At 71.8% G+C, this 18960-nt stretch carries 18 protein-coding genes; 8 read left to right on the top strand and 10 right to left on the bottom strand.

What is annotated here, in order from left to right:
• Nucleotide 1: 1 nt before the first annotated feature.
• Nucleotides 2–283: a hypothetical protein gene (locus ACZ573_RS22765; protein WP_471306975.1), complete on the bottom strand. Its 282-nt coding sequence runs from the start codon at nt 281–283 to the stop codon at nt 2–4.
• Here ACZ573_RS22765 and ACZ573_RS22760 point away from each other — a divergent pair.
• Nucleotides 264–671, top strand: a complete 408-nt coding sequence (locus tag ACZ573_RS22760; protein ID WP_471306973.1) for a DUF4232 domain-containing protein — start codon at nt 264–266, stop codon at nt 669–671. The two genes, ACZ573_RS22765 and ACZ573_RS22760, sit on opposite strands and share 20 nt — an antisense overlap.
• A 3-nt stretch (nt 672–674) precedes the next feature.
• Here ACZ573_RS22760 and ACZ573_RS22755 read toward each other — a convergent pair whose 3' ends face one another.
• Together ACZ573_RS22755 and ACZ573_RS22750 are read right to left on the bottom strand one after the other, a co-directional pair.
• Nucleotides 675–1520, bottom strand: coding sequence for an ABC transporter ATP-binding protein (locus tag ACZ573_RS22755; RefSeq protein WP_471306971.1), 846 nt, complete (start codon nt 1518–1520; stop codon nt 675–677).
• Nucleotides 1521–1635: 115 nt separating this feature from the next.
• Nucleotides 1636–2778, bottom strand: coding sequence for a SpoIIE family protein phosphatase (locus ACZ573_RS22750; RefSeq protein WP_471306969.1), 1143 nt, complete (start codon nt 2776–2778; stop codon nt 1636–1638).
• A 117-nt stretch (nt 2779–2895) separates the two neighbouring features.
• Here ACZ573_RS22750 and ACZ573_RS22745 point away from each other — a divergent pair, with 117 nt between their 5' ends.
• Nucleotides 2896–4131 carry a GNAT family N-acetyltransferase gene (locus ACZ573_RS22745; RefSeq protein WP_471306967.1) on the top strand — a complete coding sequence of 412 codons (1236 nt, stop codon included), beginning with the start codon at nt 2896–2898 and terminating at the stop codon, nt 4129–4131.
• 42 nt (nt 4132–4173) lie between these two features.
• Here ACZ573_RS22745 and ACZ573_RS22740 read toward each other — a convergent pair whose 3' ends face one another.
• On the bottom strand, nt 4174–4980 hold the full coding sequence (locus tag ACZ573_RS22740; protein WP_471306965.1) for an Fpg/Nei family DNA glycosylase: 807 nt from the start codon (nt 4978–4980) through the stop codon (nt 4174–4176).
• Between the two features lie 70 nt (nt 4981–5050).
• Nucleotides 5051–5536, bottom strand: coding sequence for a ribose-5-phosphate isomerase (locus ACZ573_RS22735; protein WP_030010996.1), 486 nt, complete (start codon nt 5534–5536; stop codon nt 5051–5053).
• 218 nt (nt 5537–5754) lie between these two features.
• Between ACZ573_RS22735 and ACZ573_RS22730 the strand changes: the two genes are divergently transcribed.
• Nucleotides 5755–7188 carry an amino acid permease gene (locus ACZ573_RS22730; RefSeq protein WP_471306962.1) on the top strand — a complete coding sequence of 478 codons (1434 nt, stop codon included), beginning with the start codon at nt 5755–5757 and terminating at the stop codon, nt 7186–7188.
• A 75-nt stretch (nt 7189–7263) separates the two neighbouring features.
• Here the strand turns inward: ACZ573_RS22730 and ACZ573_RS22725 are convergent, their stop codons facing one another.
• Entirely contained in the window at nt 7264–7848 is a 585-nt protein-coding gene (locus ACZ573_RS22725) for a biotin transporter BioY (RefSeq protein ID WP_471306960.1), read from the bottom strand.
• A 286-nt stretch (nt 7849–8134) separates the two neighbouring features.
• Here ACZ573_RS22725 and ACZ573_RS22720 point away from each other — a divergent pair, with 286 nt between their 5' ends.
• Nucleotides 8135–9532: an amino acid permease gene (locus ACZ573_RS22720; protein WP_471306957.1), complete on the top strand. Its 1398-nt coding sequence runs from the start codon at nt 8135–8137 to the stop codon at nt 9530–9532.
• Nucleotides 9533–9604: 72 nt separating this feature from the next.
• Here the strand turns inward: ACZ573_RS22720 and ACZ573_RS22715 are convergent, their stop codons facing one another.
• Nucleotides 9605–10387: an SDR family NAD(P)-dependent oxidoreductase gene (locus ACZ573_RS22715; protein WP_471307153.1), complete on the bottom strand. Its 783-nt coding sequence runs from the start codon at nt 10385–10387 to the stop codon at nt 9605–9607.
• A 171-nt stretch (nt 10388–10558) separates the two neighbouring features.
• Between ACZ573_RS22715 and ACZ573_RS22710 the strand changes: the two genes are divergently transcribed.
• Both ACZ573_RS22710 and ACZ573_RS22705 read left to right on the top strand, forming a co-directional pair.
• A complete protein-coding gene (locus ACZ573_RS22710; RefSeq protein WP_471306955.1) occupies nt 10559–11968 on the top strand; it encodes an amino acid permease in 1410 nt (469 codons plus the stop codon).
• 185 nt (nt 11969–12153) lie between these two features.
• Complete coding sequence (locus tag ACZ573_RS22705) at nt 12154–12810, top strand: superoxide dismutase (protein WP_471306953.1); 657 nt, start codon at nt 12154–12156, stop codon at nt 12808–12810.
• Between the two features lie 125 nt (nt 12811–12935).
• On the opposite strand, the gene ACZ573_RS22700 is transcribed toward ACZ573_RS22705, so the two are convergent.
• On the bottom strand, nt 12936–13580 hold the full coding sequence (locus tag ACZ573_RS22700) for a mycothiol-dependent nitroreductase Rv2466c family protein (RefSeq protein ID WP_189736978.1): 645 nt from the start codon (nt 13578–13580) through the stop codon (nt 12936–12938).
• A gap of 139 nt (nt 13581–13719) precedes the next feature.
• Between ACZ573_RS22700 and pepN the strand changes: the two genes are divergently transcribed.
• On the top strand, nt 13720–16278 hold the full coding sequence (gene pepN / locus ACZ573_RS22695; RefSeq protein WP_471306951.1) for an aminopeptidase N: 2559 nt from the start codon (nt 13720–13722) through the stop codon (nt 16276–16278).
• A gap of 252 nt (nt 16279–16530) precedes the next feature.
• A complete protein-coding gene (locus ACZ573_RS22690; RefSeq protein WP_471306949.1) occupies nt 16531–17490 on the top strand; it encodes a hypothetical protein in 960 nt (319 codons plus the stop codon).
• On the opposite strand, the gene ACZ573_RS22685 is transcribed toward ACZ573_RS22690, so the two are convergent.
• Nucleotides 17466–18353, bottom strand: coding sequence for a pyridoxamine 5'-phosphate oxidase family protein (locus ACZ573_RS22685; protein WP_471306947.1), 888 nt, complete (start codon nt 18351–18353; stop codon nt 17466–17468). The genes ACZ573_RS22690 and ACZ573_RS22685 overlap by 25 nt on opposite strands.
• A gap of 30 nt (nt 18354–18383) precedes the next feature.
• The gene (locus ACZ573_RS22680; protein ID WP_351149683.1) at nt 18384–18842 is read right to left on the bottom strand and encodes a VOC family protein; all 459 of its coding nucleotides are present in this window, start codon (nt 18840–18842) and stop codon (nt 18384–18386) included.
• Between the last annotated feature and the right edge of the window lie 118 nt (nt 18843–18960).

Genomic DNA, 18960 nt, shown 5'->3' with positions numbered 1-18960 from the left:
CTCACCGGATGATCGCGAAACGGTGGATGCGGCGAGGGATACCGGGGCTGGTCGCGGCGGGGGTGCTGGCGGGAGCGGCGGGGTGCTCGACTCCCCCGGCCCCGAGGGCGGCTCCCGGGCCGGCCTCGGTGAGCGGGCCGACCGCGGCGGGCGGGCCGACCGCGGCTCCCGGGCCGGCGACGCCCGCGCCCGGCCGGAGTGCGCCCTCGGCGGCGCCGACCACGGCGGAGCCCTGTCCCGAGGGCGGGGTCCGGCTCGTCGAGATGGACGGGAACGCGGCCATGGGGCTGCGGGTGGCGGACTTCCAGCTGGTCAACTGCGGTGCGCAGCCGTACGTACTGGAGGGTTATCCGCAGCTGTCGCTGCGCGACGACCGCAACGATCCGGTGGCGGTCGCGGTGGAGCACGGGACTGCGGGGATCACCACGGGCACGCCGAACCTGGACGAGGCGCCGCGGCCGGTGACGCTGGCCCCGGGCCAGGCGGCCTTCTTCGCGATGGTGTGGCGCAACCTCGTCACCGAGTCGGCGGCGCCGGCCGTGACGGCGCGGATCGTGGAGGTCGAGCCCCGGCCCGGTGCCCCGCGGCTGTGGCTGCGGCTCGCCGCACCGGTGGACCTGGGGAACACCGGGAAGCTGGGGCTCGGGCCCTGGCAGCCGCTGGTCCGCTGAACCTCAGGCGGCGGCAGCGGCAGCCGGAGCGGCAGCGGCCGGAGCACGCCGGGCGGTGAGTGCGGTCATCCGGGCCGCGACGGCCGCCGCGGAGCTGCGCGGCAGCCGGTCCGCGATCAGGCCGTCGGCGAGGAAGAGCACCTGGTCGGCGTGGGCGGCGGCGGCCGGGTCGTGGGTGACCATGACGACGGTGGCGCACAGCGAGTCGACGGCGTCCCGGAGCAGCCCGAGGACCTCCATCGCGGTGGTGGTGTCGAGCGCGCCGGTGGGTTCGTCGGCGAAGACCACGTCGGGCCGGGTGACGAGGGCCCGGGCGATGGCCACGCGCTGCTGCTGGCCGCCGGAGAGCTCGGCCGGTCGGCGGCCGCCCTTGCCCTCCAGGCCGACGCGGGCGAGCAGCTCGGCGGCGCGGGTGCGGCCCTCGTGCGCGGAGCGGCCGCCGGCGAGCCGCATCGGGAGCAGTACGTTCTGCTCGACGGTGAGGGACGGCAGCAGGTTGAAGGCCTGGAAGACGAAGCCGAGGCGGCCGCGGCGCAGTTCGGTGAGCTCGTTCTCGTTCATCGCGGTGATCTCGGTTCCGCCGAGCCGGACGGATCCCTCGGTGGGCAGGTCGAGTCCGGCGGCGCACTGCAGGAAGGTCGATTTGCCGGAGCCGGAGGGTCCCATGACGGCGGTGAAGCTGCCGCGCGGCAGGCTGAGGTCGATCCCGCGCAGCGCGTGCACGGTGGAGCCCCCGCGTCCGTAGGCCCGCCGTACGCCGCGCAGCTCGACGGCAGCCGTGGCGTCGTACCCGTCCTCCGTGGTCTGCCCGTGCTGCCCGTGCTGCCGCTCGCTCCGTCGGAGCCTCATGGTGTGCCGCCTCTCGCCGCCGTCCTGATCGTGGCTCCGACGCTACGGATCATGGTGGGGCGGTGGCCATGACGCCGCCCGGCGGACCGGTGGTGGGGCAAACCCCACCCCGTGGTCAGGCGGAGCGGCGGATGAGCAGCAGCGCGCGGTCGTCGTTGACGTCCTTGGCGACCTTTTCGATCAGGTGCCAGGCCGCGCCGTTCCAGCCGGCGGCGACGTAGCGGTCGGCCTCGCCGGTGAGGCGGTCGATGCCCTCGCTGATCTCCCGGTCGGAGGTCTCGACGAGGCCGTCGGTGAAGAGCATCAGGACGTCGCCGGGGCGCAGGTTGCCGTGGGCGGGGGTGAATTCGGCGCCGTCGTAGACACCGAGGAGCGGGCCCTCGCCGGACTTCTCCTGCCAGCGGCCGGTGCCCGCCGAGAGCTGGAGGGCGGGCAGGTGGCCGGCCGAGAGGAGTTCGTAGTCGCCGGTCTCCAGGTCCAGGACGAGGTGGATGGAAGTGGCGAAGCCCTCGTCCCAGTCCTGGCGGAGCAGGTAGCCGTTGGCGGCGGGCAGGAAGCCGTGGGCGGGCAGCGCGCCGAGCAGTCCGCCGAAGGCGCCGGAGAGCAGCAGGGCCCGGGAGCCGGCCTCCATGCCCTTGCCGGAGACGTCGGTCAGGACGATCTCCAGGGTCCGGCCGCCGTTGGTGCGGGCCGCGACCACGAAGTCGCCGGAGAAGGACTGGCCGCCGGCCGGGCGCAGGGCCATCTCGCGGTGCCAGCCGCGCGGCAGGGCGGGCAGTTTGCTCTGCACGCGGATGCGTTCGCGCAGGTCGAAGAGCATGGTGCCGCCGCGCCGCCAGGGCACGCCGACGCGGCTGCGGAACTGGGCGATGACCAGGCCGAAGAACCCGCACGCCGCGACCACCAGCACGGTGCCGGGGGTGACGCGGGCCGGGCCCTGGGTGTAGGGGCCAAGTACGAGGGCCTCGACGATCAGTGCGGCCGCGGAGGCGGCGTAGAGGGCGAGGAGGCTGGCGGGGCGCAGCAGCAGGCCGCCGGCCACGATCGGCAGGACGAGCGCCGACGGCGAGAACCAGACGGGCAGCATCAGCGTGCCGCAGGCGATTGCGGGAATGGTGAGGAGGAGGCCGCCGAAGGCGACCCAGTCGGAGGCGTCGCCGCGGAAGTAGTCGACGGCTGATTTACGCAGGGCGGTGCGGCCCCGGTGCGACAGCATGCGCATCCGGGCCATGAGGGATTCCACGCGTGCTCCGGCCATTGCTTCGGGACCTTATCCATCCTGGCTGTGGATGCGCAGGGGTACCCCCGGACCGGGGGTCCGCGGGCGCCCGAAAACAGGTCGACTGGGCCGGAATGCCCTGCTAGGGATGGCCACATGACTCTGGAGATGCGCGTATTGAAGGCTGATGAGTGGGATGTCTGGTACGACCATCTGGAACTGGCGTTCGGGGGTGTGCCCGAATCCCCCGAGGAGCGCGAGCTCTACAGGTCGCTGACGGAGGCCGACCGTTCGCTGGGCGTCTGGGACGCAGACACCTGCGTCGGTGCGGCCGGCGCGTACACCTTCCGGCTCTCCGTGCCGGGCGGGGCGGTCGTCCCGGCGGCCGGCGTCACGATGGTGGGGGTCTCCCCCACCCACCGCCGGCGCGGGGTGCTCACCTCCTTGATGCGGCGCCAGCTCGACGACATCCGGGCGGGTGACGAACCGCTCGCGGTGCTGACGGCCTCGGATCCGGCGATCTACGGGCGCTTCGGCTACGGCACGGCGTCGTACACCCTGGCGGTGGACATCGACACGACCCGCGTACGGCTGTCCGTGCCGCCGGGCACGGACAGCGTGCGGCTGCGCCTCGTGGACCCGCGGCGGGCGCTGGCCGACTGCGAGCGGGTCTACGCGGCGCTGGTCCCCACCCGGCCGGGCATGCCGGCGCGGCAGCCGGGCTGGGAGCGGCTGTCGCTGCTGGACCCGGATTCGATGCGCGGCGGCGGGTCGCCGCTGAAGTGCGTGGTCGCCGAGCGGGAGGACGGTGAGGTGGTGGGGTACGCCCGTTACCGGGTCAGGCCCGACTGGGACCCGACGGGTTCGGACGGCAAGGTCGAGGTGCGCGATCTCGACGCACTGGACCCGGCGGCGTGCGCGGCGCTGTGGCGCTACCTGTTCTCCATCGACCTGACCTGGACGGTACGGGCGCAGCGGCGGCCGGTGGACGACCCGGTGCTGCACCTGGTCAGCGACGTACGGAGGTCGCGGCCGCGGACGCGGGACTCGCTGCACGTACGGCTGGTGGACCTGCCGGCGGCGCTGGAGGCGCGCAGGTACGGGGCGCCGGTGGACGTGGTCCTGGAGGTCCAGGACGCGTTCTGTCCCTGGAACGAGGGGCGGTGGCGGCTGGTCGTGGACGACGGGGGCGCCGCGCGCTGTACGCGGACCGCGGAGCCGGCGGACCTGGAGCTGTCGGTCCGGGAGCTGGGATCGGCGTACCTGGGCGGGATCACGCTCGCCTCCCTGGCCGGGGCCGGGCTGGTGCGCGAGCTGCGCCCGGGGGCGCTGACACGGGCCTCGCGCGCCTTCGCCGGGGACGTGGCGCCCTGGCTGCCGCACGGGTTCTAGAGACGCGGCGCCGCAACGCGGCGCCGCAACGCGGCGACCGGGTCAGCGGGACTGGCAGCCGGGGCACCAGAAGAGGTTGCGGGCGGCGAGGTCGGCGGTGCGGATCTCGCCGCCGCAGATGTGGCAGGGCATGTTCGCCCGCCGGTAGACGTACACCTCGCCGCCGTGGTCGTCGACGCGCGGCGGCCGGCCCATGGCCTCGGGCAGGTGCTCGTCGCGGACGGTGTCGATGCGGTTGTTGCGCACGCCCTCGCGCATCAGGGCGGCCAGGTCGGCCCACATGGCGTCCCACTCGCCGCGGGTGAGGTCCCGGCCCAGGCGGTACGGGTCGATGCCGTGCCGGAAGAGGACCTCGGCGCGGTAGACGTTGCCGATGCCCGCGACGACCTTCTGGTCCATGAGCAGGGCGGCGACGGTGGTGCGGGAGCGGGAGATGCGGGCCCAGGCCCGGTCGGGGTCGTCGTCGGGGCGCAGCGGGTCCGGGCCGAGCCGGTCGTGTATCGCCTTCTTCTCGCCCTCGCCGATCAGTGCGCAGGCGGTGGGGCCGCGCAGGTCGGCGTAGTGGTTCTCGTTCAGCAGGCGCAGCCGGACCGTGTCCGTGGCGGGCGGGGCCGGGGCGGGGCCGAAGCCGAGTTTGCCGAACAGGCCGAGGTGGATGTGGATCCAGGCGTCGCCGAGTTCCAGGAAGAGGTGCTTGCCGTGCGCCTCGGCGCCGTCCAGTTCGCGCCCGTCGAGCACGGCCGCGCTCTGCGCGAAGCGGCCCTGGGGGCTGCTGACGCGGACCGGCCGGCCCGCGAACCGCTCGGCGTGGTCCTGGGCGAGTCGGTGGATCGTATGCCCCTCGGGCACGGCGGAGCTCCTCGGAAAGAGAAACCGGCCGTGCCGCCCCCGGGCAGGGGCGGCACGGCCGGAAACGGGATCAGCCCTGCGGGTGGTGGGCCGGGATCGGGGGGAGCTCGCCGGTGGTCTCGTACGCGGAGAGCATGTCGATGCGGCGGGTGTGGCGCTCCTCGTCGGAGTACGGGGTCGCGAGGAAGGCCTCGATGAAGCTGACGGCCTCGTCCTGCGTGTGCATCCGGCCGCCGACGGAGATGACGTTGGCGTTGTTGTGCTCACGGCCGAGCTGGGCGGTCTGGACGCTCCAGGCCAGGATGGCGCGGACGCCCTTGACCTTGTTCGCGGCGATCTGCTCGCCGTTGCCGGAGCCGCCGATCACGATGCCGAGGCTGCCGGCGTCGGCGGCGGTCTTCTCCGCGGCGCGGAGGCAGAACGGCGGGTAGTCGTCCACCGCGTCGTAGATGTGGGGCCCACAGTCGACGGGCTCGTGGCCGTTGTTCTTGAGCCAGTCCACCAGGTGGTTCTTGAGCTCAAAGCCGGCATGGTCGGATCCGAGGTACACGCGCATGGGACGAGTGTGGCACGAGGAGGCCCGACAGCCCGCAGTGGGTGTCGCGTAAGTCACTTCTAAAGCTCAAGTAAACCCAAAAAACGCAGATGGGACAGGGCGGGCCCGCCTCCTGGACGTTCACACCAAGGCAACGATCCGGACTGAGGTCTTCCGTCCTGCGTTCATCTCAGGTTTGAATGCCGGGGCTCGCAACCCGAGAACCTAAGGATCCGTCCATGAGCTCCACGACGACCCTTCAGAAGGAAGGCGGCCCCACCGGGAACCCCGGTGACGGCCAGCCCTCCGACGGTCTGAAGGCCGGTCTCAAGAACCGCCACCTGTCCATGATCGCCATCGGCGGCGTCATCGGCGCCGGCCTCTTCGTCGGCTCCGGTGGCGGCATCGCCAAGGCCGGCCCCGCCATCCTGATCTCCTACGCGCTGGTCGGCGCGATGGTGGTCTTCGTGATGCGGATGCTGGGCGAGATGGCCGCCGCCAGCCCGAACTCGGGCTCCTTCTCGGCCTACGCCGACCGCGCGCTCGGCCGCTGGGCGGGCTTCTCCATCGGCTGGCTCTACTGGTTCTTCTGGGTCGTCGTGCTCGCGGTGGAGGCCACAGCCGGTGCCGCCATCCTGGAGGGCTGGATCCCGGCCGTCCCGCAGTGGGCCTGGGCGCTGATCGTGATGGCGGTGCTGACCGCCACCAACCTCGGCTCGGTCGCCTCCTACGGTGAGTTCGAGTTCTGGTTCGCGGGCATCAAGGTCGTCGCTATCGGCGCATTCGTGATCGTCGGCATGCTGGCCGTCTTCGGCGTGCTGCCGGGCTCGGACAACCCGGGCGCGGGCTTCGCGCACCTCACCGACGCCGGCGGGTTCTTCCCCAACGGCTACGGCGCCGTCCTGACCGGTGTGCTGATGGTCGTCTTCTCCTTCATGGGCAGCGAGATCGTCACCCTGGCGGCCGGCGAGTCGGAGAACCCCCGCAAGGCGGTCACCCGGGCCACCAACTCCGTCATCTGGCGGATCGGCGTCTTCTACCTCGGCTCGATCTTCATCGTGCTGACCCTGCTCCCGTGGAACGACAAGTCGATCACCGAGAAGGGCTCGTACGTCGCCGCCCTGGACTCGATCGGCATCGCGCACGCCGGCACGATCATGGAGGTCATCGTCCTGACCGCCGTGCTGTCCTGCCTGAACTCGGGCCTCTACACCGCCTCCCGCATGGCCTTCTCGCTCGGTGAGCGCGGCGACGCCCCCAAGGCGTTCGCCAAGGTCAACAAGAACGGTGTGCCGGTCGCCGCGATCCTGGGCTCCACGGTCTTCGGCTTCATCGCCGTCTACTTCAACTACGCCTTCAAGGACACGGTCTTCAACTTCCTCCTCAACTCCTCGGGTGCCATCGCGCTCTTCGTCTGGCTGGTGATCTGCTTCACCCAGCTGAGGATGCGCGGGATCCTGGTCCGCGAGGCCCCGGAGAAGCTGACCGTGAAGATGTGGCTCTTCCCGTGGCTGACCTGGGCCACCGCCGCCCTGATCACGTTCGTGATCGGCTACATGTTCGTGGACGACGCCAACCGCGAGGTCGTCACCCTGTCCACCCTCGTCGCCGGCCTCGTCGTGCTCGTAGGTGTGGTCCTGGACCTCCGCCGCAAGCGGGCCCTGCAGGGCTGACCCCACGTGCACGTACGCCGGAGCCCGGCCCGCCTTCGGAAGGCGGGCCGGGCTCCGGTGCGTATCGGGGGGTGTTCAGCCGCGGCGGCCGGCCAGCTTCCAGGCGGCCGGCAGGGCGCCCATGGCCAGCGCGGCCTTGAGGGCGTCGCCGATCAGGAAGGGGACCATGCCCTTCGCGACGGCCACGCCGAGGGACATCCCGGTGGCGGCCATCAGGTACGGCACGCCCACCGCGTAGATCACGGCCGAGCCCAGCACCATCAGGCCGGCCGTACGCAGGACCGAGCGGTCGCCGCCGCGCCGCGCGAGGGCGCCGACGACGGTGGCGGCGAGCAGCATGCCGAGCACGTAGCCGAAGGAAGCGCCGCCCGCGCCGGAGGTCCCGCCCGCGAACCACGGCACGCCGGCCATGCCCACGAGGGCGTACAGCGCCAGCGCGAGGAAGCCGCGGCGGGCACCGAACGCGGTACCGACGAGCAGCGCGGCGAAGGTCTGGCCGGTGACGGGGACCGGGGAGCCGGGAACGGGAACCGCGATCTGGGCGGCCAGCCCGGTGAGCGCGGCGCCGCCGACGACGAGCGCGATGTCGCGGACACGGCTCGCGGGCAGCAGATCGGCGAGGACGGCGCCGGGCCGGAGGGAGACGGAGGCAGTGCTCATCGGGAGGCTCCACGGGGTGGGGGTGGCAGGACGATCACCGACGCTAGTGCGCGCTCCGTCACCGCCCCACCGCCGCCCGGGACAAAGCCGCACTCCCCGCTTTGGTGGGGATTTCACAAACCCAATGCCCCACACCCGGGTCGGCGTGATCCTCATCACGAGGAACATCGGACAGCACGTCCGTTTTGCACGAAAGACCGCCGCTCAGCGAGACTGTAGGATCCCGCCAATTCTGACGCGGGGCTCCCACCGCCACTGGGCCCGAACGAGAGTACGAGCACCCTTCATGCGTGAGCGCCTGGAAGAAGCACCTCCCTCCGCGGACGACCTGCCCGCGGAACCCCTCAGCCACAGCCTCAAGCAGCGCCACCTGACCATGCTGGGCCTCGGCGGCGTCATCGGCGCCGGGCTCTTCGTCGGCTCCGGCGCCGGCATCGGCATCGCCGGTCCCGCGATCATCTGCTCCTATCTGCTCGCGGGCGTGCTCGCGATGCTGGTGATGCGGGCGCTGGGCGAGATGTCGGCCGCGATGCCCGCCTCGGGCTCGTTCTCCGTCTACGCGGAGCGGGCGCTCGGGCGCTGGGCCGGCTTCTCGGCGGGCTGGCTGTACTGGTTCCTGCTGGTCGTGGTGCTGGCCGTGGAGGCCACCGGCGCGGCGAAGATCGCGAACGGCTGGGTGCCCTCGGTCGACCAGTGGGTCTGGGTGCTGCTCTTCATGGTGGTCTTCACCGTGAGCAACTTGACCGCCGTGAAGAACTTCGGCGAGTTCGAGTTCTGGTTCGCCGCGCTCAAGGTCGGCGCGATCGTGCTCTTCCTGATCCTCGGCACCCTCGCGGTCTTCGGTCTGCTCCCGGACACCGAACCGGTCGGCATGGCCAACCTCACCGGCCAGGGCGGCTTCTTCCCCGAGGGCTTCGGCGGGGTGGTCGCGGGCATGCTCGCCGTCATCTTCGCCTTCGGCGGCCTGGAGGTCGTCACCATCGCCGCCGCCGAGTCGGACGACCCGGCGCGGTCGGTGTCCCGGGCGGTGCGCAGCGCGGTGTGGCGCATCCTCTTCTTCTACGTCGGCTCGATGGTCGTCATCGTGACCCTGCTGCCGTGGGACTCGCTGAAGCCGGGCGAGAGCCCCTACGTCGCGGTGCTCGACTCGATCGGCATCCCGGCGGCCGGCCAGATCATGAACATCGTGGTGTTCGTGGCCCTGCTGTCGGCGCTGAACGCGAATCTGTACGGGTCCTCGCGCATGGTGTTCTCGCTGGCCGAGCGCCGTGAGGCGCCGCAGGCGCTGCTGAAGGTCTCGGGCGGCGGGGTGCCGCGCCGGGCGGTGTTCGCCTCGGTGGCCTTCGGCTTCGTGTCGGTGGTGCTGAACCTGCTGTGGCCGGACACGATCTTCCTGTACATGCTCAACGCGGTCGGCGCGGTGCTGCTGTTCGTGTGGGCGCTGATCGCCGTCTCGCAGCTGAAGCTGCGCCGCCGGATCGAGCGGGACATGCCCGAGCGGCTGACCCTGCCGATGTGGCTGTTCCCGTACGCGACCTGGGCCGCGCTGCTCGGGATGGCAGCGGTGCTGGTCCTGATGCTGTTCGACGATTCCGCGCGGCCCCAGCTGCTGTGGTCCTCGGGTGCGGCGGCGCTGGTCCTCGCGGTGGCCGGGATCCGCGAGCTGAGGGCCCGCAGGGCCTGACGGGGGAGCCGGGGAAGAGGCCCTCCGTGCCGCGGCACGGAGGGTCCGCCCTGCTCAGGTGCGCAGGTCTTCTCAGGTGCGCAGGTAGGAGGCCCCGTTGACGTCGAGGACCGTGCCCGAGCTCCAGACCGCCTCGGGGGAGGCCAGGTAGAGCACGGCGGAGGCGATCTCGTCCGGGTCCGCGACCCGGCCGAAGGGGCTCTGCGCCCGGATGCCGGCGCCCTCGGGCCCCTCCAGCCGGCCGGCGACCCGCTCGGTGGCGACGAAGCCGGGTGCGACGGAGGCGACGGCGATGCCGTGCGGGGCGAGGGAGACGGCGAGGGACTGGCCCAGGGCGTGGACCGCGGCCTTGGTCGCGCCGTAGGCGGGGTGGTCGGGTTCGCCCCGGAAGGCGCCGCGCGAGCCGATGTTGACGATGCGTCCCTCGCGTCCCGCTTCGATCATGCGGCGTGCGACGCAGTAGCTCAGGTTGGCGGCGCCGAAGAGGTTCACGTCGGCGGTCCGCCGCCAGGCCTCCTGCCAGCCCTCGTACGAGGTGTCCGGAAGTGGGTGGGCGACCATGACGGCGGCGTTGTTGACCAGGACGTCCACGCCGCCGAGCGCCTCCTCCGCCTCGGCCGCCAGGGCCTCGACGCGGGCCGGGTCCCCGAGGTCCGCGGCGACCAGTACGTGACCCTCCCCCTCCAGGGAGGCGAGGGTCTCCTCCGCGTCCGCCCGCCGGGCGGAGCAGTGGACGGCGACCCGGTCGCCCTGCCGGGCGAAGGCGGCCGCGATCGCCCGGCCGATCCCCCGGGAGGCGCCGGTGACGAGTACGCCCCGGCCGGTGCTGCGAAGTCCTGCCACGGTCCGGCCCATCGACTGCCCCCTCGATCCCGTACATCCGCCGTATCCGGTGCTGCGCATCCGGTGCATCCGGTGGCTGCGCCGTCGCCGTGAGCGTACGGGGGTGATCACGAACCGTGAAGCTGTCGTCCGAATATCGGACACTGAACGTCCGGCGATCGGACACTCGGCAGACTGGCGCAAATGAGCCAGAGCACCCTCACACCCCCCGAAGCACCGCAGACCGGCGCCGGATCACCCCTCGGCAACGGACTCAAGCAGCGCCACCTCTCGATGATCGCCCTCGGCGGTGTCATCGGCGCCGGACTCTTCGTCGGCTCGGGCGCCGGCATCGCCGCCGCCGGTCCCTCGATCGTGCTCGCGTACGCCGCGTCCGGGCTGCTGGTGATGTTCGTGATGCGGATGCTCGGCGAGATGTCCGCCGCCAACCCCGCCTCGGGCTCCTTCTCCGTGCACGCCGAGCGGGCGATCGGCCCCTGGGCCGGATTCACCGCCGGCTGGATGTTCTGGACGCTGCTCTGCGTGGGCGTGGCCATCGAGGCCATCGGCGCGGCGCACATCATGACCGGCTGGTTCCCGGGCACCCCCTCCTGGATGTGGGTGCTGGTCTTCATGGCGGTGTTCTGCGGCTCCAACCTCGCCGCCGTCTCGAACTTCGGCGAGTTCGAGTTCTGGTTCGCCGCCCTCAAGATCGGCGCGATCGCGCTCTTCCTGGGCCTGGGCGTGCTGGCCGTGCTCGGCCTGCTGCCCGGCACCGACTCCCCCGGCTCCGCCAACCTGTTGCACGACGGCGGCCTCCTGCCCCATGGGGTGGACGGCCTGCTGGTCGGACTGCTGGCCTCCGTCGTCGCGTACGGCGGACTGGAGACCGTGACCATCGCGGCCGCCGAGTCCGAGGACCCGGTCCGGGGCGTGGCCAGGGCCGTGCGGACCACCATGTGGCGGATCGCGATCGTCTACGTGGGCTCCATGCTGGTCATCGTCACCCTCCTGCCGTGGAACGACCCGGCCGTCACGGCGGACGGCCCGTACGCTGCGACCCTGGACCGCCTGGGCATCCCGGCCGCCGGCGAGATCATGAACGTGGTCATCCTGATCGCCCTGATGTCCGCGATGAACGCCAACATCTACGGCTCCTCGCGCATGGCCTACTCCCTCGTCTCCCGGGGCCAGGGCCCCAAGGCACTGGGCAAAACCGGCGGCGGGGTGCCGCGCCGGGCGGTGCTGGCCTCCTGCGGCTTCGGCTTCGTCACCGTGCTGCTGTCCTACTGGTACCCGGACACCCTGTTCGCCTGGCTGCTGAACATGGTGGGCGGGGTCATCCTGATCGTCTGGGGCTTCATCGCCGTCTCGCAGTTCGTGCTGCGCCGCCGGCTGGAGCGCGAAGCCCCCGGGAAGCTGGTCGTGAAGATGTGGGGCTTCCCCTATCTGACCTGGGTGGCGCTGGCCGGGGTGGCCGGGGTCCTGGTGCTGATGGCCCTGGGCGAGGACACGCGGGTCCAGGTGGTCTTCACCGGCGGGCTGACCGCCGCCCTCGCGGCGACCGGCTACGTCATGCAGCGCCGGGCCGCGGCTGCGCGCGCCGCGGCGTAACACCCGCACCGGACGGCACGTCAGAGGCCGGGCCCATGCGATCGCATGGGCCCGGCCTCCGGCGTTCCGGAGGTCCCGGCAAGAGAGGCAACCCTTACGTGAGGGGAGGAATAGATGCTGCTAGCGTGCAGTTGCGCATTAATTGCAATAAGCGATTGGCACGCCGAGGGGACCGGATAACACGCATGGCCATCTACACGCTTCCTGAGCTTCCGTACGACTACGCGGCGCTGGAGCCGGTGATCAACCCGCAGATCATCGAGCTGCACCACGACAAGCACCACGCGGCCTACGTCACGGGCGCCAACAACACGCTGGAGCAGCTGGCGGAGGCGCGCGACAAGGAGAACTGGGGCGCCCTCAACGGCCTCGAGAAGAACCTCGCGTTCCACCTCTCCGGCCACATCCTGCACAGCATCTACTGGCACAACATGGCCAGCCCGACGACCGGCGAGGGCGGCGGCGAGCCCACCGCGGCCGACGGCCTGGGCGACCTGGCCGACGCGATCACCGAGTCCTTCGGCTCGTTCCCGAAGTTCAAGAAGCAGCTGACCTTCGCGTCCTCCGCCACCCAGGGCTCCGGCTGGGGCGTGCTCGCGTACGAGCCGGTCAGCGGCCGCCTGGTCGTCGAGCAGGTCTACGACCACCAGGGCAACGTGGGCGTCGCCAGCACGCCGATCCTGGTCTTCGACGCCTGGGAGCACGCCTTCTACCTTCAGTACAAGAACCAGAAGGTGGACTTCATCGAGGCGATGTGGAACGTCGTCAACTGGCAGGACGTGTCCAGGCGCTACGCCGACGCCAAGGCGAACACCCCGCTGCTGATCCCCGCCAAGGGCTGATCGCAGCGCCACCAGCCCGTCCGCTCGTGATCGTCTTCTCAGCCTTCACCGGCGGGCGTGTCGAACGGAAGACCCCCGTGAGGACGTGACTCACGGGGGTCTTCCGTGTGGTGCGACGGCCGGGCCTACTCGAAGGACGGGCCCTTGGTACGGGTGCGCTTGATCTCGTAGAAGCCCGGGGTCGAGGCGACGAGCAGGGTGCCGTCCCAGAGCCGGGCGGCCGCGTCGCCGCGCGGGGTCGGGGTCACGACCGGGCCGAAGAAGGCCACATCGCCCTCGGCACCCGGAACGGAGATCACCGGGGTGCCGACCTCCTGGCCCACCCGGTCTATCCCGTCGTTGTGCGAGGCCCGCAGCACCTCGTCGTACTCGTCCGAGTCGGCGTACGCGAGCAGCTCGGCCGGCAGGCCGACCTCGGCCAGCGCCTCGGCGATCACCTCGCGCGTCGGGCCCTTCTCGTCATTGTGGATGCGGGTGCCGAGCGCCGTGTAGAGCTTGCCGGTGACTTCCTCACCGTGCTTCTGCTGGGCCGCTGTCACCACGCGCACCGGGGCCCAGCCCTTGGGGCCGAGCAGCTCGCGGTAGGTCTCGGGCAGCTCGTCGAGCTTGTTCTCGTTGAGCACCGCGAGGCTCATCACGTGCCAGCGGACCTCGACGTCGCGGACCTTCTCGACCTCGACCATCCAGCGGGACGTCATCCAGGCCCAAGGGCAGAGCGGGTCGAACCAGAAGTCGACCGGGGTCTTCTCGCGCACCTGGGTGTCGGTCATGTCTCTCCTCAGTCTCGGCATGGGTGGCAAAAGGGCATCACGGGGCTCGCGTTCCCCGTCACCAACCAGTCCCGGGTGGCGCGCATTCCCTCGTGCGAGGATTCGACACAAGAACGCGATCACGCACGAAGGAGTGCACGTGCCCGGAGAGAATCTGTCCCGCGACGAGGCCCGCGAGCGGGCCGAGCTGCTGTCCGTCGACGGGTACGAGGTGGTCCTCGACATCCGGTCCGCGGTGGACGAGGCCGAACCGGCCGAGGGTCCGCGGACCTTCCGCTCGGTGACGACGATCCGCTTCCGGGCGGCGGGTGAGGGCGCTTCCACGTTCGCGGACCTGATCGCGCCCTCGGTGAACGCCGTGACCCTGAACGGGCGCGCGCTGGACGTGGACACCGTCTTCGACGGCGCCCGGATCTCCCTCGACGGCCTGGCCGCCGAGAACGTCCTCGTGGTGGACGCGAACTGCGCGTACAGCCGGACCGGCGAGGGCCTGCACCGTTTCGTGGACCCGGAGGACGGCGAGGTCTACCTCTACACCCAGTACGAGCCGGCCGACGCGCGGCGGGTGTACGCGAACTTCGAGCAGCCCGACCTGAAGGCCCCCTACCGCTTCGAGGTGACGGCGCCCGAAGGCTGGCAGGTGTGGAGCAACGGCGCGGAGGAGTCCCGTGAGGCGGGGGTCTGGCGGTTCGCGGAGACCGCGCCGATCTCCACGTACATCACGTGCGTGGTCGCGGGTCCCTACCACTACGTGACGGACTCCTACACGCGCGGAGACCTGACCATCCCGCTGGGCGCGATGTGCCGCAAGGGGCTGGCGAAGCACTTCGACGCGGATGACATCTTCCTCATCACCAAGCAGGGCTTCGACCTCTTCCACGAGATCTTCGACTACCCCTACCCCTTCGGGAAGTACGACCAGGCCTTCGTGCCGGAGTACAACCTGGGCGCGATGGAGAACCCGGGGATGGTGACCTTCCGCGAGGAGTACATCTTCCGCGGCAAGGTCACGCAGGCCTCGTACGAGGCGCGCGGGAACGTCATCCTGCACGAGATGGCGCACATGTGGTTCGGCGACCTGGTCACCATGAAGTGGTGGGACGACCTGTGGCTGAAGGAGTCCTTCGCCGACTTCATGGGCTCCTTCGGGCTGGTCGAGGCCACCCGCTTCGACCAGGCGTGGATCACCTTCGCCAACCGCCGCAAGTCATGGGCCTACCGGGCCGACCAGCTGCCGTCCACGCACCCGATCACGGCCGACATCCGTGACCTGGAGGACGCCAAGCTGAACTTCGACGGCATCACCTACGCCAAGGGCGCCTCGGTGCTCAAGCAGCTGGTCGCCTACGTGGGCCGGGAGGCCTTCCTGGAGGGCGCCCGGCGCTACTTCAAGGCCAACGCCTACGGGAACACCACCCTCGACGACCTGCTGTCGGTGCTCGCCGAGGTCTCCGGTCGGGACATGGCGACCTGGTCGCGCGCCTGGCTGCAGACCGCCGGGGTGAACGCGCTGACCCCGGTGCTCACCTACGACGCGGGCGGCCGCGTGACGGAACTGGCCGTCGTGCAGGAGGGCGACGAGCTGCGCCCGCACCGGGTCGCCGTGGGCCTGTACCGGCTGGAGTCCGACGGGACGCTGGTCCGCTACGCGCGGGCCGACGCGGACGTGTCGGGCGCGCGGACGGTCGTCACGGAGCTCGCGGGCACGGAGCGGCCCGACCTGGTCCTGGTCAACGACGAGGACCTCACCTACTGCAAGATCCGCTTCGACGAGGGCTCCCTGGAGACCCTGCGGGCCCACCTCGGCGACCTGACGGACCCGCTGGCGCGGGCGCTGAGCTGGTCGGCGCTGTGGAACCTGACGCGTGACGGCCTGATGCCGGCGCGCGACTTCGTCTCGCTGGTCCTCGCGCACGCGGGCCGGGAAACGGACGTCGGTGTGCTGCAGATGCTGCACGCGCAGGCCCTGACCTCGGTCACCCACTACGCGGCGCCCGCCTGGCGCGAGCAGGGCGGCCGGGAGCTGGCGGCGGGCGCGCTGCACGAGCTGCGCATCGCGGCGCCGGGGTCGGAGCACCAGCTGACGTGGGCCCGCTTCTTCGCGGCGAGCGCGGCGACGGAGGGCGACTTCCAGCTGCTGCTGGGGCTGCTGGAGGGCTCGGCGCGGATCGACGGTCTGGACGTGGACCAGGAGCTGCGCTGGGACTTCCTGCTGCCGCTGGCCGCGCACGGGGCGGTGGACGAGGCCGCGCTCGCCGCCGAACTGGCGCGCGACGACACGGCCTCGGGCAAGCGGCACCAGGTGCGGTGCCTGGCGGCGCGGCCCTCGCAGGCGGTGAAGGACCAGGCGTGGGCGGCGGTGGTCGAATCGGACGCGCTGTCCAACGCGCTGGTGGAGTCGACGATCGCGGGCATGCAGCAGTCCTCGCAGCGGGGCCTGCTGGCGGCCTACGCGGGGCGCTACTTCGAGGTGATCGAACGGGTGTGGGCGGACCGGTCGATCCAGATCGCGATGGACGTGGTGAAGGGGCTGTACCCGTCGCTGCAGAGTGACTCCGTCACGCTGGAGGCCACCGACGCGTGGCTCGCCGCGCACGCCGATGCGGCTCCGGCCCTGCGCCGCCTGGTACTGGAGTCCCGCGACGACCTGGCCCGGGCCCTTGCCGCCCAGCGGTGCGACGCGGCGGCGGGCAACTAGCCGCGGGTCCGCTGCTGGGGCTCCGCCCCCGAACCCCGGTCCTCGAACGCCGGACGGGCTGAAAGGTTCAGCCCCGCCGGCGTTTGAGGCGCGGGGTCTGGGGCGGAGCCCCGGCAACGGCGCGGCGGTAGCCCGCACCGGCGCAGCCCATCGGCAGTCGAACGCCCGTACTTTAGCCCCAGCTTGTCCGGATTTGTCGACGAGCGTGTAACAGGGGTTAGCGAGGCCGTGGCCTGAGGGAATCACCGCGTCATGAACCACAACGCACCCCTCCCCCTCGCCCACCTCACCGGCAGCCGCCCCCGCGTGCTGACCCTCGCCCAGCTGCGCGAGCACGGCGTCACCGCCTCCGACGCGGCCGAGCGGCCCTGGCAGCAGATCCTGCCCGGGGTGTTCCTGCTCCACCCGGGTCCCGCGACGAGCGAGGAGCGGCTGCACGCGGCGCTGCTGTACGCGGGGCGGCGCGGCGGGGAGGCCATGATCACCGGGCTGGCGGCGCTCGCCCTGTACCGGTTCAGCTCCGCGCCCCCGCTGCTCGCCCTCTCGCACATCGACGTCCTCGTGCCCGGCACCCGGCGGCTGCGCTCCACCGGGGACGTGCGGATCGTACGGACGCACACCCCGCCGAGGTCCCAGGAGGTGACCGGACTGCCGGTGGCGCCCGTCGCACGGGCCGTCGCCGACGCCGTCACCCAGCTCTCCGACGCCGGCACCGTACGCCGCCTGCTGAGCGAGGCCGTCCGGGGCAGGCACTGCGAACCGGCCGCCGTGGTACGGGAGCTGACGGTGGCCCGGCTGCTGAACCGGCCGCACGTGGTCGACGCCGTCGAGTCGCTGCTCGCGGAGGGGCGGGCCCTCGCCGAGGACCGGCTGTACCGCGTCGTACGCGGCTACGAGCTCCCCGACCCGGTGTGGAACGTCGACCTGCGGCTGCCCGGCGGCCCGCACCTCGGCGGGGTCGACGCGTACTGGCCCGAGCAGGCCGTCGCCGTGGAGATCGACACCCGCGCCCCGCGCCAGGGCGAGGACGAGCAGTGGTCCGAGTCCGTGCGCAAGCGCGAGACGCTGGAGCGGCTCGGGGTGACCGTCATTTACATCACCCCGCGCAAGCTCCGCGACTGGCCCGAGCAGCAGGCGGCGGTCATCCGGACCGCCCTGACGGCCTCCGACGACCGGGAACCCGCCGCCTACCTGGTGGTACTGCCCAGGTGAGGCGAGTACTCCGGGGTGCTCCACAGCAGCCGCCCCGGATGCGCGCTCTCCACCACCGACTCCACCCGGAAGCGGGTGCGGCGGCTTCCGTCGGCCCCGAACTCCGTCCGGGCCCGGCCGCTGAGCTGAAGGACCGCCCCGCTCTCCCAGTCCGGGAAGAGCAGCCCGGCCCGCGGGTCGGCCGTCAGGTTCCCGAGCGTGAGGAACATGGCGTTGCCCGCGTAGTCCGGCCAGGCCAGCTCGACCGGCGAGAGCACTTCCACGAAGCCCGGCAGCCCGCCGCGGTGGCTGGCGTCGGCCCCGTCCGCCTCCGCCGTGGTGGCGATGAAGAAGGTGTCGGCGCCGCGCACGGTCCGCTGCTGGCCGGGGGTCAGCGCCTCCCCGCGCCGCACCACGCCCGCCCCCTGCCGGGCGAGCTCCAGCGGCTGCCGCTTCTGCAGGTACTTCGGGCAGTTGGCGAAGACCTGCTCGGCCTCGACGGCGAAGCCTCCCCGCGTCACCTCCAGGGTCCCGTTCAGCCGCATCCGGCGCCGGGTGCGCGGGTCGAGCGCGATGGTCCCGACCCGGGTCCCGGCCGTGGCCAGCGCCTCGGCGAGCGGGTCGCCCGCCGGTGGACCGCCGGCGACCGCGATCCGGTCCGGCCCGGTGGCCCGTACAAATCCGGGCGCGCCCGTGAGCAGGGTGGCCCACATCCGCCCCGCGCCGTCGGCGGCGCCGACGACCAGGTGCGGCTGGAGCCCGAGGAAGGCCGCGGCGACGTCCCGGATGCCCGTGCCGATCGAGCGGCCGACGTGCTCGGCGAGGTCGCGTACGCCGACCCGCTCCTGCACGGCCAGCGCGCCCCAGTGGTATGCCCCGGACATGAGAAGCACCTCCGTCGCAAGAAGCCGCGGCTAGAAGAAGCCGCAGGTGGGGGCGGATTCGGTGGGGGCGGGTGCGCCTTCCGCGCCGGTCGGGACCGAGATCTCCAGGCGGGTCCCGTCGGGGTCGTGGAAGAAGATGCCGCCCGAGGCCGCGCCCTCCCTGTGGGCGACGACGCCCTCGTAGGCGAACTCGACGCCCAGGTCACGCAGCCGCGCCTCGTACTCCCGCACCTCTTCGATGGCGCCGGCGGAGAACGCCAGGTGGTGCAGACCCGCCGCGGTGGGCGCGTACGCGCCCTCGGCCTGCTGCCAGAGAGTCAGGACGAGCTCACCGTCCTGACCGAGGAAGGCGAAGCGGCGGCCCTCCTCCTTGCCCTCGCCCAGCACCTCGAAGTCGAGCGCGCCCCGATAGAAGGCGAGCGAGCGCTCCAGATCGGTGACGTTCAGGCCCACGTGCCCGGTGCGGAGCTTGCTGATGGCAGTCGTCATGACGGGTTCCTTCCCCAGAGGACTTCACGGCGCCCTCGTGCATTCCTAACCTTCTAAAGTGAAATTAAAGGTTAGACACGCCACTGTCAACCGGTCACGTACCCTTCAGGGGTTAGCA

It is taken from the genome of Streptomyces sp. NPDC040545 (genome assembly GCF_055595065.1).
Note: the sequence above shows the minus strand (reverse complement) of the source record. Positions and strands in the feature narration are given on the sequence as shown.